The sequence below is a fragment of the Micromonospora noduli genome, assembly GCF_003264475.1.
GTDB lineage: Bacteria > Actinomycetota > Actinomycetes > Mycobacteriales > Micromonosporaceae > Micromonospora > Micromonospora noduli.
Map to the genome: position 1 here is coordinate 146,920 of NZ_PYAC01000043.1, position 14,976 is coordinate 161,895.

A 14,976-nucleotide genomic window follows, 5' to 3' on the forward strand; every position below is an offset into this window, starting at 1 on the left:
GGCGGCCGGGGTTCACCAGCTCGTGGCTGTGGGGCTGGCCCGGCGTGGGTGGCTTCCGGTGCGGGTGGCGTCCGGTGCGGGCTGGCCCGGCGTGGGTTCACCGGTGGCTGGAGGAGACCAGCACGCTGTTGGCACCGGCGACCAGGTCCAGGTACAGGCGCTCCGCCGACCGGTCCCAACCCGGCGTACCCAGCACCGAGCCCGCGGCCACCCCATCCCAGCGGTCGTCGCGTACCACCACCGAGCCGGCACCGGCTCCCGCCCGAACCCGTACCGGTGTCTCCCCCGGGACCCGGACGTCGAGCTGGCTGGTCCCACCGGTGAGTCGTACGGTCAGGATGCTGGCGGGCTGGTCTGAGCGCGGGCCGGTGGGGTCGCCGGGGCGGGCAGGGGTGATCGGTGGCAGGAGAATCTCGGTACGGCTGGAACCACCGGCGAGCTCCACGCCCAGCAGCCGGGCCCGGGTCAGATCCAACACCTGACTGCTCACCCCGCCGACGAGGTGCAGACGCCAGGCGACCCGCTCGTTGAGCAACACCCGGACCGCCCGTGGCCCGCGCGTCCCGGACTCCACGAGGTCGAGCCGCACGGTCTCCCCCCGCACCGCCGGTCTGCCCGCCACACCCGAGCCGGCCGGGGTACCGATCCGGTACAGGTCATCGCCCAACTCGGCCACCCGCAGCTCGAACGAGGACAGCCCATCCGCGAGCACGAAGGTGCCCTCCTGCCGACCCGCCAGCGGCGCTGTCAACGTTTGCTCGGCAGCAGCACCGGCACCACCGCGGCGACCCTCAGCCGCGTCCGGATCAGCGACGCCCCCCGGACGGCCGCCGTCATCGGGGCGAGTGCCGTCCGGGCGAGTGCCGTCGGGTTGGCCGGAGTAGGTCATGCCGAGGTGGTCGGGATCGGCAACGATCACGGCCACCGCTACCGCTCCCAGGAGCAACACGACGGCGGCAGCGGCCACCAGCAGGCGAGCACCGGTGGACCACCGTCGCGGTGCGGCCTCACCGGACGGCTCCGACTCCGGTTCGCGATCCGCGCCGTACCCCACTGCGGCCATGCCTGTGTCCCTCCGCCGGTCCCCGTCCTGGGGTACGTACCCGCCGGCCGATCGGATCACTCGGCGCCGACCACGTCACTCCGCTACGTCGCCAACGTAGATCTTGGACAGTTTCCGTTCGCGCGGAACGGAAACTGTCCAAGATCTACAGACAACCACCGACCAGACGACGCCGCTTGCCTCCGCCAAGGACCTGTGAAGGGCGGCATCCCCCCAGCCCGGCGGCCAACGACCAACGGCCCCGCGACCAACGGTCCCACAGCTGGCTGCCCCACAGCCGGCGGCCGGCAGCCAGCAGCCACGGGCCAAGGGCCCCGCAGCGACCAGCGACCAACGAACGAGGACGGCGACTGGTGAATGGTGAACGTCGATCAGCGACCGGCTGGAGCAGAAAGGCCGCTGGCCGGCACCCCGGGTTGCGGGTGCCGGCCAGCGGTCGGTGTCGTGCGGTGGTGCTAGTGCGATGGTGCTGTGGTGCGGGTCAGCTGTTCCAGTACTGGCCGACCAGGTCGGCGGCCTGCTGCTCCCACTGGGCGTAGGCGTCCGGGTAGGCCGACACCTGCACGGTCTGCGCGGCGTCGGTCAGCGGCATGTCCTGCCACCCGTCAACCTGCTTCAAACCCTTAAGGAACGCGGTCGTCGAGTACTCCGGGTTCGTGATCTGCTCCGGCGTACCCCAACCCGAACTCGGGCGCTGCTGGAACAGGCCCAGCGAGTCGTGATCGTTCATGTCGCCCAGGTGACCCAGGTTCTCCAACTTCGACTCCTGCAGGCTCGTCGCGATCGAGATCACCGCGGCCCGCTCCGGCAGACCGGCCTTCTTCGTCGCGGCGATGATCGCCTTCACGTTCGCGGTCTGCTCGTCGTTCAGGGTGATCCGGGACTGCTCGCCCTCGGTGCCGTGCGGGATCAGCTTGCTGGTGTCGGGCTTGTCGGCCTGCACCGCTACCGCGACGGGCTTGGCGTCGACCGGGTTGGCCACGTGGGCGATCGGACCGGCGAAGACACCACCGGCGAACGCGAGACCAGCAACAGACAGCATGCTCTTACGGAAGATCGTGTTCATGAGGGGTAGCTCCTTCGGGGGTAGAACACCCGCACCGCCAAAGGGGGGCGGCGGTGATGGGTGTGAGCACCTCGTCCGGCGCTGCACAAACAAAGGGGAAAAAGTTTGGGGGGTGGCGCCCGTGTTGGGCGCCGGGCGGCGACCTGCGAGCGGGGGGCTCGTGGCGCCGGGTCCCTGTGTAACGACCCGGGGGCCAGGGTCATTCCGGGGGTGGCCCATCCATCGGCACCCTCATCGTGGCGGTGCCCGTCGGTCGTTCGCTGGGGGTTGTAACGACCGGGGGGCCGGGGTCATTCCGGGGTTGGCCCACCCGTCGGCACCCTCATCGTGGCGGTGCTGCGGTCGTTCGTGGGGACTGCAACGACCGGGCGCGGGCTGGCATTCCGTCCTGCGCGACAAGCCCCCAGGGGTCGGGCGGCGGGTCGGTGGTACTGCGATCGTCAGGGTATGTAACGACCCCGACCCGGCCATGATTCCAGCCTGCGGGTGCGCCCGGTCACCACCCACAAACCCCCACCAACGGACAAATAACCCACGCGACGCAGGGCCGAACCGGGCCTCGCCGGATGATCCACTCGGGTTCACGGAAGTCGGGGCATCCGGGACTCCGGGACACCGCGACATCAAGGAACCCGAGTCGATCACGAATGAAACGACCGGCCCACAACAGCCAATGCCGTCAACGTTCACGCACCGGTTGGCCGGCGGGAAGGGTGGACGGAGGTGAGCGGACGCTACGGGCGGTTATTGGCCTGTCAGGCGGGAGCGCACCTTTTCGGCGCAGGCGTCCAGTGCCGTCTGCGCGTCCAGCCCGAGGCTTTCGATGGCCACCAACGCGGTGAAGGCGACGTCGGCCAACTCCGCCGCGACGTTCTCGCGGGTGTGGGTGACACCCTTGCGCGGATTCTGCCCGAGCAGACCGATCCAGGCAGCCGAGGCCTCTCCCGCCTCCTCGGTGAGCTTGAGGATGCGGCAGGTCAGCTCGGTCTGCCCGGTGCCGTTCGCCGCGTCCAGCCAGCCGCGTGACGCTCGGGCCGCCGCCCAGATCGACTCGTCCACGACGACCAGTCAACCCGATCGGTCCACCGGCCCGAACGACCGGGTACGGCTGGACAATCGTGTTGACCGGCGGATCAGCGAACCCATTGACACTGGTCGACGGCGGTTCTAGGTTCAGGACGCTACCGGCCGGTAGGCAACCGTCCCGCTGGTCGCCCCCGGGCGACAACCGTCCGATGGGGAGCATCGATGCTGTCCACACCCGTTCGTACCCTCCGCCGCCTGCTCGCCGCCGCTGCGACGCTGACCCTCGCGGTCGGACTGGCCGGTGCCGCGCCGGCCAGCGCCACCGGTCGTGACGCGAGGGGCGGCGAGCCGCTGCCCGGCTACACCATCGAGAATCCGCCGTTGGCGCCGCTGGTCGTGGGCGGCAAGCCGACGACGGTACGCCAGGGCGTGCACCGCCACGCCGGGTACATCATCGAGGTCCCCGCCCGGTGGAACGGCGACCTGGTGGTGTGGGCGCACGGCTACCGCGGCCAGGGCACTGTGCTCTCGCCGGAACCGCCGGCGTTCGGGCTGCGCCAGCGCCTGCTGGAGCAGGGGTACGCCTGGGCGTCGTCCTCGTACGACCGCAACGGCTTCGACATCCGCTCCGGGGTGCTGGGGACGAAGGATCTCGCCGACCACTTCGGGCGGACGGTCCGCCGGCCGCAGCACACGTACGTCGCCGGGGTGTCGATGGGCGGGTACGTCATCGGGCGTTCACTTGAGCAGTACCCCGGCTTCTACGACGGCGCGTTGCCGATGTGCGGTGTGCTCGGTGATCAGACGCTGCTCGACTTCTACCTGGACTACAACCTGGTCGCGCAGGCGCTCGCCGGGGTGCCGGCCTATCCCACGCCGGCTGACTATCTGACCAACGCGGTGCCCCGCATCCAGGTGGAGCTCGGCCTGGCCGGGCTGACCCCCACCGGGCCGGACACCACCACCGAGCGGGGCAAGCAACTGCGGGCGATCACGGTGAACCGTTCGGGCGGGCCGCGTCCGGGAGCCGACGCCGCGTTCGCGGTCTGGAAGGACTTCCTCTTCTCCATCAGCGTGCCCACCGGGAGCGGCAACTCCCCAGCCCAGCGGCCCGGTCAGCTGTCCACCAACCTGCTCACCCGCTACACCCCGAACAGCCCGGTGAACGTCAACGCGACAGTGCAGCGGGTCGCCCCGGAGAACCTGCGGCAGCGGCTCCTGCCGACGCTGACCGAGGTGCCGCGGATCGCCGGCCGCCCGACCGCGCCGGTGCTCAGCCTGCACGGCCTCGGCGACCTGTTCGTACCGTTCAGCATGGAGCAGGCGTACGCCACCGACGTGGCGCGGCACGGTCGCAGCAGGCTGGTGGTTCAGCGGGCGATCCGGGCCACGCAGCACTGCGAGTTCACCCCGGCGGAGGCCGGCGCCGCCTGGGACGACCTGGTGTCCTGGGTACGCACCGGCAAGCGCCCGGCCGGCGACACCGTGACCGACCCGGCGGTGGTGGCCCGACCCGACTACGGCTGCCGGTTCAGCGACCGGGACGCGTACGCGGCCGGGGTCGGTACCCGCCGCCTCTACCCGGCCTGCTGAGGTACGCGGACACGAAGAACCGGCCGGCTCCCGTCGAAGGGAGCCGGCCGGTCTCGTGTGCGGGTGTCACCAGAGCTGCTGGACGATGTCCGCCGCCTGCTCCTCCCACTGCGCGTACGCGTACGGGAAGGCGGAGACCTGCACGGTCTGCGCGGCGGTGGTCAGCGGCAGGTCCTGCCAGCCGCCGACGTTCTTGAGCGCGGAGAAGAACGCCGTGGCGGCGTACTCCGGGTCGGTGATCTGGTCGGGCGTGCCCCAACCGGACGACGGACGCTGCTGGAACAGGCCCTGCGAGTCGTGGTCGTTGTACGCGCCGAGGTGGCCGAGGTTGTACAGCTTCGACTCCTGCAGCGAGGTGGCGATGCCGATCACCGCGCCCCGGTCACCGACGCCGGTCTTCTTGGCGGCGTCGACGATGGCCCGGGCGTTGGCCAGCTGCGCGTCGTCGAGCGGTACGCGCGACTGCGCGCCCTCGATGCCGTGCGGGATCAGCTGGGCTCGACTCGGCTTGCCGGCCGGCGGCTTGCCGGTGGCGGAGCCGGTGGTCAGGCCCGACTCGACGGGCTGCTCATCCTGGCGTGCCGAGGTGGCGGCCTTGCCGGTGGCGAGGTCGATGGCGGCGACGGCGCCCTGGTGCGGTCCGGAGGTGACCGGGGCGGCGGCTGCGGTCGGCGCGAGCGCCAAACCGCCGAGGGCGGCAACACCCGCCACGCTCAGCGCGGTCTTGCGGTACGAGTCCTTAGCGATGGCGGGGAGCCATCGAGTGAAGTCGGCCTTCACGATGGTTGCCCTTTCGATCGTGCGAAGCGCTCCGGGGTGAACGCTCCTCGGGAGATGACCGCGGAAAAGGGTTTGGGCTCCGGCGGTACGGGGGACACAACCGGGTTCACCTGTCGGGCATTCCGGAATTGCCCGAGGCTCAGCCCGGTGCGGTCCCGGTCACGCGCAGAGTCGGACATGGCGGCCCTGCCGACATCAGGCCAGACAGCCGTGACGCAGGGTGTTTTCGGAACTTAGGGGCAGACGGCGCGCCTACAGGTAAGCAGAGCAAAGGGGCAATGCAAGGCGATGGGGACTCAGCTGCCGCCGTCACCTTCGGGCTCCGCATCCCGCGTCCCGACGCCCTCGTCCGGAGTGAGGAGCTCCTGGAAGATGGTGATCTGGAGCCCGGCGGGGGCGTCGAGGCGGGAGTTGAGTGACTGCCACGGCGTACGCGTCGGCGGCGCGATCTCGCTCGCACCGGCGGCCACCAGTCGGGCGGTCGTCGCCTCCGTGTCGTCCACCTCGAAGGCCACCCGGATCCGCGGCGCGACCTGCCGACCCACCTCGACCTCATCGATCAGGCGTTTCTGTGCGGGGTTGGCGATCTCCAGGGTGGCGCGTCCGGCGTCCAGGATCACCACCCGGGCATCCCCCTCGCCGCTGAACGCCGCCTCCTCCGGCAGGCCCAGCGCGTCGCGAAAGAACGCGACGGCGGCCTCGTGGTCGGTGGCCTCCACCACGAGGCGCAGCTGACGGACGGCGGGGGCGGGCGAGTCGGCGGCCATGAACGGGATCCTAGCGGCGCGACCGGGGCTAGGTTGGGACCGTCCAGGAGGGAGCGACGATGGTCGAGGCAGTGAGTGACGACGCGTACCTGCTGCACCCGGTCGGCCGGGTCGCCTCGTCGCTGACCGACGCGGCGAGCGCACCACGGCAGGGCGACGAGGGCGCGCCGACGGCGTGGCTGGTCTTCGACCCGCAGGTCGAGCGGGCCGTGCGTGACCTGCGGGTCGGCACGGAAATGCTGGTGCTGACCTGGTTGGACCGTGCCCGGCGTGACGTGCTCGCGGTGCACCCACGCGGCGACGAGAACCGTCCGGAGACCGGGGTGTTCAGCACCCGCTCACCGCACCGGCCCAACCCGATCGGGCTGCACCGGGTGCGAGTCCTGGCGGTGGACGGGCTGCGCGTCGAGGTGGCCGACCTGGAGGCCCTCGACGGCACCCCGATCCTGGACGTCAAACCGGTGCTGGGCGCGGCCGACGAACGCTGAAGCCCGTCGACCACGCCAAAACACCAGCAGACCGTCGACCAATGCCAGCGCGTCAGCAGGCCGACTCGTCAGCCTGATCTGAGACGCCCGCAGGGGTGTCAGTGGCCGCGGTCCAGCCACTCCTGCAGGTGCGGGGCCTCCGCGCCGATCGTCGTGTCGTCGCCGTGGCCGGTGTGCACGACCGTCTCTGCGGGAAGGGTCAGCAGGCAGGTGCGGATCGACCGGACGATGGTGTCGAAGTCGCTGTACGAGCGGCCCGTAGCGCCCGGGCCACCGGCGAAGAGCGTGTCGCCGGTGAACACCGCGCCCAGCTCCGGCGCGTGGAAGCTGCACGCGCCGGGGCTGTGCCCGGGCGTGTGCAGCACCCGCAGCGTGGTGCCGCCCACCTCGATGCTCTGCCCGTCGTGCAGCTCGCCGTTGGGCGGCAGGTGCGGGTGGACCATGTCCCAGAGAACCCGGTCGGCGGCGTGCAGCAGCACCGGCGCGCCGGTGGCCTCGGCCAGCTCGGGCGCCACCCGGACATGATCGTCGTGGGCGTGGGTGGCCAGGATCGCCCGGACCTGCCGGTCGCCCACCAGGGCGAGGATCGCCGCCACGTCGTGCGGCGCGTCCAGGACGACGCACTCGCGGTCGTCACCGATCACCCAGACGTTGTTGTCCACGTCGAAGGTCTGCCCGTCCAGGGAGAACGTGCCCGAGGTGACCGCGTGGTCGACGCGGGCGGTCACGGGAACACCACCACCGAGCGGAGCACGTCGCCGTGGTGCATCCGGTCGAAGGCGTTCTCGACCTGGTCGAGGGCGATCTCCTCGGTGACGAACGCGTCCAGGTCGAGCCGGCCCTGCAGGTACAGCTCGGTGAGCATCGGGAAGTCCCGGCTGGGCAGGCAGTCGCCGTACCAACTGGACTTGAGGGCGCCGCCACGTCCGAAGACGTCCAGCAGCGGCAGCTCGATCTGCATCTGCGGGGTCGGTACGCCGACCAGCACCACAGTGCCGGCCAGGTCGCGAGCGTAGAACGCCTGCTTCCACGTCTCCGGTCGGCCCACCGCGTCGATCACCACGTCGGCGCCGAAGCCACCGGTGGCGGCACGGATGGCCTCGACCGGGTCGGTCTCTGAGGCGTTCACGGTGTGCGTGGCACCGAACTTGCGGGCCCAGTCGAGCTTGCGGCTGTCCGTGTCCACCGCGACGATCGTGGTGGCGCCGGCGAGGAGCGCACCGGCGACCGCCGCGTCCCCGACGCCCCCGCAGCCGATCACCGCGACCGAGTCGCCCCGGGTGACGTTTCCGGTGTTCATCGCCGCGCCCAGCCCGGCCATCACCCCGCAGCCCAGCAGACCCACGGCGGCGGGTCGGGCCGCCGGGTCGACCTTGGTGCACTGCCCGGCGTGCACCAGGGTCTTCTCGGCGAACGCGCCGATGCCCAGCGCCGGGGCGAGTTCGGTGCCGTCGGTGAGCGTCATCCGCTGGGTGGCGTTGTGGGTGTTGAAGCAGTACCAGGGCCGCCCCCGACGGCAGGCGCGGCACACCCCGCAGACCGCCCGCCAGTTCAGCACCACGAAGTCCCCCGGGGCGACGTCGGTGACGCCCTCGCCGACCTGCTCCACGATGCCCGCCGCCTCGTGACCGAGCAGGAACGGGTAGTCGTCGTTGATGCCACCCTCGCGGTAGTGCAGATCGGTATGGCAGACCCCGCACGACTGAATCCGGACGATCGCCTCACCGGGACCGGGATCGGGCACCACGATGGTGGTGACCTCGACCGGCGCGCCCTTGCTGCGGGAGATGACTCCCCGGACTTCCTGGCTCACTTCGCCTCCTGCTGGTGGTCTGCGGCAGGGGCCGGGCGCCGGGTGGGCGGGTGTGCCACGGGCTCGGCGGTGGGCCCCCGGCGAACCTACCGCGACCACCACGGCCAGCCCAGCCGGCCCGGCGGGTTATCGCGGGCGGTCCGGGGTACGCGGGCCGCATTCGACAACGGCCGACGGGAGTGACAATGAAATCCGCGCACCTGCCACTGCGGGTCAGTATCGGCGCGTACTTTCTCAACTCGGGTCTTGGCAAGCGCACTCTGGAGGGCACCGCCGCGGAGGGCTTGCACGGGATGGCGGTCGCCGCCATGCCCCAGCTCGGTCAGTTGGAGCCGGCGCGCTTCGCCAAGCTGCTGTCGTACTCGGAGATCGCCCTGGGGGCCGCGTTGATCGCGCCGTTCGTCCCGGCGCCCCTGGTCGGGCTCGGCCTGACCGCGTTCGGCGCGGGTCTGGTGCAGCTGTACCTGAAGACGCCGGGGATGCGCGAGCCCGGCAGCATCCGCCCGACCCAGCAGGGCGCGGGGCTGGCCAAGGACGTCTGGCTGGTCGGCGCGGGGCTGACCCTGGTGCTGGAGGGGCTGACCCACGGCCGTCGGCTCGGCTGACCGCGGGCGGCCGGAGAAGCTGCGGTGAGCCAGCCTCGGTCGGTGCGGCCGTTCTACCGGCCGATGCGGCCACGTCGTCGTGACGAGCCGCACCGGGCGGCCACGCCGCTGGAACTCTTCTTCGACCTGTGCTTCGTGGTGGCCGTGTCGCAGGCCGCCACCAACCTGCACCACGCCGTCTCCGAGGATCAGCTCGTCCACGCGCTGACCAGGTACCTGACGGTTTTCTTCGCGATCTGGTGGTCGTGGATGAACTTCACCTGGTTCGCCTCGGCCTACGACACCGACGACGACCTCTATCGGATCGCGACGCTGGTCCAGATCGCCGGCGCGTTGATCATCGCCGCCGGAGTGCCCCGGGCGTTCACCGACGGCGATTTCAGCGTCATCACGTACGGCTACGTGGTCATGCGGATCGCGCTCGTGGTGCAGTGGTGCCGGGCCGCCGCCGGTGACCCGGCGCACCGCCAGGCAGCCCGGCGGTACGCGATCGGCGTCACCGTCGTCCAGCTCGGTTGGCTGCTCCGGCTGGCCCTGCCGCCGAGTTGGGGGACCGCGGCGTTGCTGCTGCTGATCGTGGCCGACCTGCTGGTGCCGGCGGTGGCCGAGCGGCCGGGCATGACCCCCTGGCATCCGCGACACATCACCGAGCGGTACGGGCTGTTCACCCTGATCGTGCTCGGTGACGTGGTGCTGGCCACGTCGGTGGCCATCCAGACCGGGGTGGATGCCGGCGACCGCCAGCTCTGGTCGCTGGCGGCGGCGGCCACCGTGATCGTGTTCGCCCTGTGGTGGCTTTACTTCGATCGGCCCATCGAGGCGCCCGGCCGGCTGCCGTACTCGCTGGTCTGGGGCTACGGCCATTACCTGATCTTCGCGGCGGTAGCCGCGGTCGGCGCGGGTCTGAGTGTTTCGGTGGACCACGAGCGGCACCTGGCGCACATCTCGGGAAGGACCGCCGGGTACGCGGTGGCCGTCCCGATCGCCGTCTTCCTGCTCACCGTCTGGGTGCTGCACGTACGTCGGCAGCAGCACGGCGCGGTGGTCGTCGCCTTCCCGGTCGTCGCGCTGCTGGCACTGCTCGCACCGCTCGGTCCGGCACCGGTGTACGCGATGGCGGCGCTGCTGGTCGCCCTCGTGGCGTTGACCATCCTGTGGCGCCGCCGCGACGTGGGATCGAGCGCGACGGTGACCGACCCGGCCTGAGCCGCGCTCACGCCACCTCACGGGCCGGGTCGACGGGGGTGTCGGCGGGGCGTTGCGCGGGGACGGCGGGAGCGGGCGGCGCAGGGCGGACCACGCCCCGGTTCAGGCCGGTGACCAGGAGCCGGTTGTACGAGGCCGGCATGACCCGGGCCAGCAGGTCGGGCAGCTTCGCCGACCAGCCGATCAACACCCGACCCCGACGCCGCTCGACGCCGCGCAGGATCACCTCGGCGGCCCGCTCCGGCGCGATGGTCAGCAGCTTCTCGAACTGCGCCCGACCGGCCGCGTACTCGTCGTGGGAGACGCCGCTGCCGATCCGGGCGTTCTCGGTGATCCGGGTGCGGATGCCGCCGGGGTGCACCGAGGTCACCCCGATCCCGTCGTCGACCAGCTCGTGGCGCAGCGCCTCGGTGAAGCCGCGTACGGCGAACTTGCTCGCCGCGTACGCGGTCTGCCCGGCCGGCGCGATCAGCCCGAACAGGCTGGATATGTTGACCAGGTGCGCGCCCGGCTCGGCCCGGAGGGTGGGCAGCAGCGCGTGGGTCAGCTGCGCCACGGCCCGGAAGTTGACGTCGATCACCCAGCTGAACTCGTCGAACGTCACCTGGTCGAACCGACCGCCGAGGCCCACGCCGGCGTTGTTGATCAGCAGGCGTACCCGGGGGTGCCGCTGGCCGATCTCCGCGGCCACCTGGGCGGTGGCGGTCTGGTCGGCGAGGTCCACCAGGTACGTGGCGAGCTGACGATCCGGGTGGTCGGCGCGGATCGCGGTGGTGACCGCGTCCAGCCGCTCGGCGTCACGGTCCAGCAGGACCAGATCACTGCCTCGGCGGGCCAACGCGTGGGCCAGCGCGGCGCCGATGCCACTGGCCGCCCCGGTGACCACGGCGGTCGCGCCGGCGAAGTCGAACCTCTGCACGATCCTGCTCCTCTGCTGGCGGTTACCGACGCTCGGACGCGACGGGAGGTCGGGTGCGGTCGGGCACGGGCATCTCGCCGGCCCGCGAGAACCGCACCCCCTCGTCGGTGAGCCGACCGTGCCGCATCAACAGCACGTCGCGGGCGTAGTTCTGGTGCAGCCGCCACGGCGTGGTCGCACCCTGCTTGGGCAGCGTGTCGACGGCGCGCAGCACGTAGCCGGAGCGCAGGTCGATCAGTGGCACCCGCTCGGCGTCGGGCGGTGGGAGCGGTGTGACGACCTGCTGGCCGGTGCGGTCCAGGTGCCGCAGCAGCCGGCAGACGTAGCCGGCGACCAGGTCTGCCTTGAGCGTCCACGACGCGTTGGTGTAGCCCAGGGTCAGCGCGAAGTTCGGCACGCCGGAGAGCATCATGCCCTTGTAGGCCACGGTGTTCGGCAGGTCGACGTCCACGCCGTCCACCCGCAGCGTCAGGCCACCGAGGGCGAGCAGGTTGAGCCCGGTCGCGGTGACCACGATGTCTGCGGGCAGCTGCGCGCCGGAGGCCAGTCGGACACCGGTCGCGGTGAACGTGTCGATGGTGTCGGTGACCACCGACGCGGTGCCGTCGCGCACCGCCGTGAACAGGTCGCCGTCGGGTGCCACGCAGAGCCGCTGGTCCCACGGGTCGTAGCGGGGCGAGAAGTGCCTGTCGACGTCGTACCCCACCGGGAGCCGGCCCCGCGCGGCCCGGCGCAGCACCCGCTTCACCAGGCCGGGCGCACGCCGGCTGAGCTGGAAGTTGACTGTGGACAGCAGCACGTTCTTCCAGCGCACCACCGGATACGCGGCCTTCGCCGGCAGCCAACGCCGCAACGCGTCGGCCAGGGGGTCGCGGGCGGGCAGCGCCAGAACGTACGTCGGTGAGCGCTGGAGCATTGTCACGTGCGCTGCCCGCTGCGCCATCGCCGGCACCACTGTGACAGCTGTGGCGCCGCTGCCGATCACCACCACCCGCTTGCCGGTGTGGTCGAGGTCGTCGGGCCAGTGCTGCGGGTGCACCAGCCGCCCGGCGTACGCCTCGACACCGGGCAGGGGCGGGGTGTAACCCTCGTCGTAGCGGTAGTAGCCGGCGCAGGCGAAGAGGAACGAGCAGGTCAGCACCACGATCTCGGCGGTGTCGGTGCGCTGGGCGTGCACCGTCCAGCGGGCGGTGTCGCTGTCCCATTCGGCACGCAGCACCCGGTGGCGGAAGCGGATGTGCCGCGGCACGTCGTACTCCCGGGCGGTCTCCCGCACGTACTCCCGGATGGTCGTGCCGTCGGCGATGGCCTTCGGCGCGGTCCACGGCTTGAACGAGTAGCCGAGGGTGAACATGTCCGAGTCGGAGCGGATGCCTGGGTAGCGGAACAGGTCCCAGGTGCCGCCTATGGCGTCGCGCGCCTCCAGCACCGCGTACGTCTTGTCGGGGCAGTCACGACGAAGGTGACAGGCGGCACCGATGCCGGACAGGCCGGCGCCGATGATCAGCACGTCGACGTGGTCGGAGGCCATCGCGTTCCTCCATCCGGGGCGGTGATCGGACCCTAACACCGCACCCGAACGGCCGGAAACTACGCGACAGCCCCTAGTCGGACGCTCGGGTGAAGGTCATGATCCAGTTGGTCTCCCAGGTCTGCTCGCCGTCGACCGAGAACGCCTGCTCCCAGCGGGCGGTGGTCGCGCTGATGCCCGACCAGATGAACCGGCACCGGACCGGGCGCCCCTCGTGCTGGTCGTCGGCGTAGAAGTGGCCGACCCCGTCGACGAAGCGGCCCACCATCGGCGGGAGCCCCAGCACACCGGTGTCGCTGCTCATCCAGTAGATCGACCACTCCTGCCGGACCGGGTCGAAGATCCGGATCGTGGCGCCAGCGGAGCCCTTGGTCGGGAACGTGATCTCGTCGAAGTGACCGCCGCCGGCGAAGAAGCCGTGCGCCACCGACACCCCGGGGAATTCCTCCCACTCGTCGGACCCGACCAGCCGCTTGCGCAGCCGGCGGTTGACGACGTTCCAGGTGCCCACAAAGAAGTCGAAGTCGCCCATCAGCGGCCCACCGGCCCTTCCGCTCGCGTGTCACGCAGATAATTGATCAGATTCGGACTCTCCGGCAGCAGCATGTGCCGGACCCAGGCGGCCCGCTCGTGTTCCAGAACCGCCAACTCCCAGACGCACCCCACCGCCGGGCGGCCCAGGTGGACGAAGTGTGCCGGGTCGTCGTCGGGACAGTCCAGCGCCGGCTGCCCGGCCGCGGCGACGCGGACCTCCACCGCGTTGTCCCACACCCAGGTGTACGCCAGCAGATAGGCACCGGTGTCCGCGCCCCGGTGCAGCACCACCCACCCGGCGGCCGGGGTGCCGTCGTCGACGATGTCCGCCAGGAGGTCGGGCAGCAGGTCGTACGCGGCCTTCTCCACCTCGGGTTCGATGGGTCGCTCCGGCTGGTCTATGTGGTAGCGCTTGAGTTGCCGGCCGCCGATCAGCACTGGTCCGGGCGTTCGTAAATCCTTGTCGCGAAATGCCATGCCGGGACGGTAGGACGGGTCCCCTGACAACTAGTGTCAGTGAAGTGCGGGCTTCTCGACTTCTCTCCGTCCTGCTGCTGCTCCAGTCGCACGGGCGGCTGACCGCCGCGCAGCTCGCCGAGCGGTTGGCCGTCTCGCCCCGCACCATCTACCGGGACGTCGAGTCGCTGCACGCCGCCGGCATCCCGCTCTACGGCGAGGCCGGGCACACCGGCGGCTACCAACTGGTCGACGGCTGGCGGACCCGGCTGACCGGGCTGACCGCCGGGGAGGCCGACCGGCTGTTCCTCGCCGGGCTGCCCGGCCCCGCCGACGAGTTGGGCTACGGCGACGTGGTGGCGGCCCTGCAACTCAAGCTGCACGCCGCGCTGCCCGCGCCGCTGCGCGACCGGGCGACCCGACTGCAACAACGCTTCCACCTGGACACTCCCGGGTGGTACGCCGACGGCGACGCCTCCCCCGAGCTGGCCCGCACGGCCGAGGCGGTGTGGCGGCAGCACCGCGTGGAGGTGCGCTACCGGGGCTGGAACGGCGAGGTGACCCGGGTCCTGGAGCCGTACGGCCTGGTGCTCAAGGGTGGCCGTTGGTATGTGGTGGCCGACCAGCCCGGCCGGGGCGCGCCGGCGACCTACCGGGTCAACCAGATTCTCGCGTTGACCCCGCTGGCGCAGGAGTTCGACCGACCCGCCGACTTCGACCTGCCGGCCTGGTGGCGGGAGCACGTGGTGCAGTTCCGGGCCCGGCTGCACCGCGACGAGGCCCACGTCCGGCTCTCCCCCGCCGGGCGGGAGCGGTTGCGCGAGGTCGGCAGCGACCCGGTGGTGACCGCGATGGACAGCAGCGCCGGGCCACCGGACGCGCGCGGCTGGGTGACCGCGGTGCTGCCCATCGAGTCGCTCACCCACGCCCACGGTGACCTGCTGCGCCTCGGTGCCGACGTCGAGGTGCTCACCCCGGTGGCGCTGCGCGAACGGCTGGCCGCCACTGCCGCCGGGCTCGCCGCGCTCTACTCCCCCGCCTGAACAGCCCCGACCGTCTCCACAGTGGAAGGGTCGGGGGCGTCGATTGTCGTCACGGTGTGCCACCCTGGGACGGTCATCAATGGTCA

Annotated in this window: 15 protein-coding genes and 2 pseudogenes; 5 read left to right on the forward strand and 12 right to left on the reverse strand. The window is 71.4% G+C overall.

Going from position 1 to position 14,976, the window contains the following annotated elements; genetic code table 11:
• Positions 1-97: 97 nt before the first annotated feature.
• The 3 genes from MED15_RS32180 to MED15_RS32190 all read right to left on the reverse strand — a co-directional run bounded on the left by MED15_RS32180 (position 98) and on the right by MED15_RS32190 (position 3,188).
• Positions 98-1,063 carry a hypothetical protein gene (locus tag MED15_RS32180; protein WP_244220652.1) on the reverse strand — a complete coding sequence of 322 codons (966 nt, stop codon included), beginning with the start codon at positions 1,061-1,063 and terminating at the stop codon, positions 98-100.
• Positions 1,064-1,544: 481 nt separating this feature from the next.
• The gene (locus MED15_RS32185) at positions 1,545-2,129 is read right to left on the reverse strand and encodes a hypothetical protein (protein WP_112737781.1); all 585 of its coding nucleotides are present in this window, start codon (positions 2,127-2,129) and stop codon (positions 1,545-1,547) included.
• Positions 2,130-2,873: 744 nt separating this feature from the next.
• A complete protein-coding gene (locus MED15_RS32190) occupies positions 2,874-3,188 on the reverse strand; it encodes a MazG-like family protein (protein WP_112587659.1) in 315 nt (104 codons plus the stop codon).
• 189 nt (positions 3,189-3,377) lie between these two features.
• On the opposite strand from MED15_RS32190, the gene MED15_RS32195 reads away from it, so the two are divergent.
• On the forward strand, positions 3,378-4,748 hold the full coding sequence (locus MED15_RS32195; RefSeq protein WP_112737783.1) for an alpha/beta hydrolase family protein: 1,371 nt from the start codon (positions 3,378-3,380) through the stop codon (positions 4,746-4,748).
• A 66-nt stretch (positions 4,749-4,814) separates the two neighbouring features.
• Here the strand turns inward: MED15_RS32195 and MED15_RS34840 are convergent.
• The 3 genes and pseudogenes from MED15_RS34840 to MED15_RS32205 form a co-directional block, all read right to left on the reverse strand.
• Positions 4,815-5,255 (reverse strand): annotated as a pseudogene (locus MED15_RS34840) (hypothetical protein); the annotation flags it as partial.
• An 80-nt stretch (positions 5,256-5,335) separates the two neighbouring features.
• Positions 5,336-5,528: pseudogene (locus MED15_RS34845) on the reverse strand (hypothetical protein); the annotation flags it as partial.
• 296 nt (positions 5,529-5,824) lie between these two features.
• Positions 5,825-6,295, reverse strand: a complete 471-nt coding sequence (locus tag MED15_RS32205) for a VOC family protein (protein WP_112737785.1) — start codon at positions 6,293-6,295, stop codon at positions 5,825-5,827.
• Between the two features lie 59 nt (positions 6,296-6,354).
• Between MED15_RS32205 and tsaA the strand changes: the two genes are divergently transcribed.
• Complete coding sequence (gene tsaA / locus MED15_RS32210) at positions 6,355-6,783, forward strand: tRNA (N6-threonylcarbamoyladenosine(37)-N6)-methyltransferase TrmO (protein ID WP_112676490.1); 429 nt, start codon at positions 6,355-6,357, stop codon at positions 6,781-6,783.
• A gap of 98 nt (positions 6,784-6,881) precedes the next feature.
• Here tsaA and MED15_RS32215 read toward each other — a convergent pair whose 3' ends face one another.
• Complete coding sequence (locus tag MED15_RS32215) at positions 6,882-7,511, reverse strand: MBL fold metallo-hydrolase (RefSeq protein ID WP_091406551.1); 630 nt, start codon at positions 7,509-7,511, stop codon at positions 6,882-6,884.
• Positions 7,508-8,596, reverse strand: a complete 1,089-nt coding sequence (locus MED15_RS32220) for an S-(hydroxymethyl)mycothiol dehydrogenase (RefSeq protein WP_091406553.1) — start codon at positions 8,594-8,596, stop codon at positions 7,508-7,510. The genes MED15_RS32215 and MED15_RS32220 overlap by 4 nt, the downstream gene beginning before the upstream one ends.
• Before the next feature lie 185 nt (positions 8,597-8,781).
• Here MED15_RS32220 and MED15_RS32225 point away from each other — a divergent pair, with 185 nt between their 5' ends.
• Positions 8,782-9,201, forward strand: a complete 420-nt coding sequence (locus MED15_RS32225) for a hypothetical protein (protein WP_112587669.1) — start codon at positions 8,782-8,784, stop codon at positions 9,199-9,201.
• Between the two features lie 24 nt (positions 9,202-9,225).
• The gene (locus MED15_RS32230; protein WP_208646757.1) at positions 9,226-10,407 is read left to right on the forward strand and encodes a low temperature requirement protein A; all 1,182 of its coding nucleotides are present in this window, start codon (positions 9,226-9,228) and stop codon (positions 10,405-10,407) included.
• A 7-nt stretch (positions 10,408-10,414) separates the two neighbouring features.
• On the opposite strand, the gene MED15_RS32235 is transcribed toward MED15_RS32230, so the two are convergent.
• From MED15_RS32235 to MED15_RS32250, 4 genes are all read right to left on the reverse strand, one after another.
• The gene (locus MED15_RS32235; RefSeq protein WP_112587671.1) at positions 10,415-11,326 is read right to left on the reverse strand and encodes an SDR family NAD(P)-dependent oxidoreductase; all 912 of its coding nucleotides are present in this window, start codon (positions 11,324-11,326) and stop codon (positions 10,415-10,417) included.
• A 22-nt stretch (positions 11,327-11,348) separates the two neighbouring features.
• The gene (locus tag MED15_RS32240; RefSeq protein ID WP_112737787.1) at positions 11,349-12,857 is read right to left on the reverse strand and encodes a flavin-containing monooxygenase; all 1,509 of its coding nucleotides are present in this window, start codon (positions 12,855-12,857) and stop codon (positions 11,349-11,351) included.
• A 73-nt stretch (positions 12,858-12,930) separates the two neighbouring features.
• Positions 12,931-13,389 carry a hypothetical protein gene (locus MED15_RS32245; protein ID WP_112587674.1) on the reverse strand — a complete coding sequence of 153 codons (459 nt, stop codon included), beginning with the start codon at positions 13,387-13,389 and terminating at the stop codon, positions 12,931-12,933.
• Positions 13,389-13,868, reverse strand: coding sequence for a hypothetical protein (locus tag MED15_RS32250; protein ID WP_112737789.1), 480 nt, complete (start codon positions 13,866-13,868; stop codon positions 13,389-13,391). Before MED15_RS32250 ends, MED15_RS32245 begins: the two co-directional genes overlap by 1 nt.
• A gap of 44 nt (positions 13,869-13,912) precedes the next feature.
• On the opposite strand from MED15_RS32250, the gene MED15_RS32255 reads away from it, so the two are divergent.
• Positions 13,913-14,890: a helix-turn-helix transcriptional regulator gene (locus MED15_RS32255; RefSeq protein ID WP_112737791.1), complete on the forward strand. Its 978-nt coding sequence runs from the start codon at positions 13,913-13,915 to the stop codon at positions 14,888-14,890.
• Positions 14,891-14,976 lie beyond the last annotated feature (86 nt).

Excerpts from the sequence above, each read along its gene's own strand:
- MED15_RS32180 (WP_244220652.1), bottom strand. The coding sequence starts at position 1,063 with ATGGCCGCAGTGGGGTACGGCGCGGATCGCGAACCGGAGTCGGAGCCG.
- MED15_RS32185 (WP_112737781.1), bottom strand. The coding sequence starts at position 2,129 with ATGAACACGATCTTCCGTAAGAGCATGCTGTCTGTTGCTGGTCTCGCG.
- MED15_RS32195 (WP_112737783.1), top strand. The coding sequence starts at position 3,378 with ATGCTGTCCACACCCGTTCGTACCCTCCGCCGCCTGCTCGCCGCCGCT.
- MED15_RS32205 (WP_112737785.1), bottom strand. The coding sequence starts at position 6,295 with ATGGCCGCCGACTCGCCCGCCCCCGCCGTCCGTCAGCTGCGCCTCGTG.
- tsaA (WP_112676490.1), top strand. The coding sequence starts at position 6,355 with ATGGTCGAGGCAGTGAGTGACGACGCGTACCTGCTGCACCCGGTCGGC.
- MED15_RS32225 (WP_112587669.1), top strand. The coding sequence starts at position 8,782 with ATGAAATCCGCGCACCTGCCACTGCGGGTCAGTATCGGCGCGTACTTT.
- MED15_RS32240 (WP_112737787.1), bottom strand. The coding sequence starts at position 12,857 with ATGGCCTCCGACCACGTCGACGTGCTGATCATCGGCGCCGGCCTGTCC.
- MED15_RS32245 (WP_112587674.1), bottom strand. The coding sequence starts at position 13,389 with ATGGGCGACTTCGACTTCTTTGTGGGCACCTGGAACGTCGTCAACCGC.
- MED15_RS32250 (WP_112737789.1), bottom strand. The coding sequence starts at position 13,868 with ATGGCATTTCGCGACAAGGATTTACGAACGCCCGGACCAGTGCTGATC.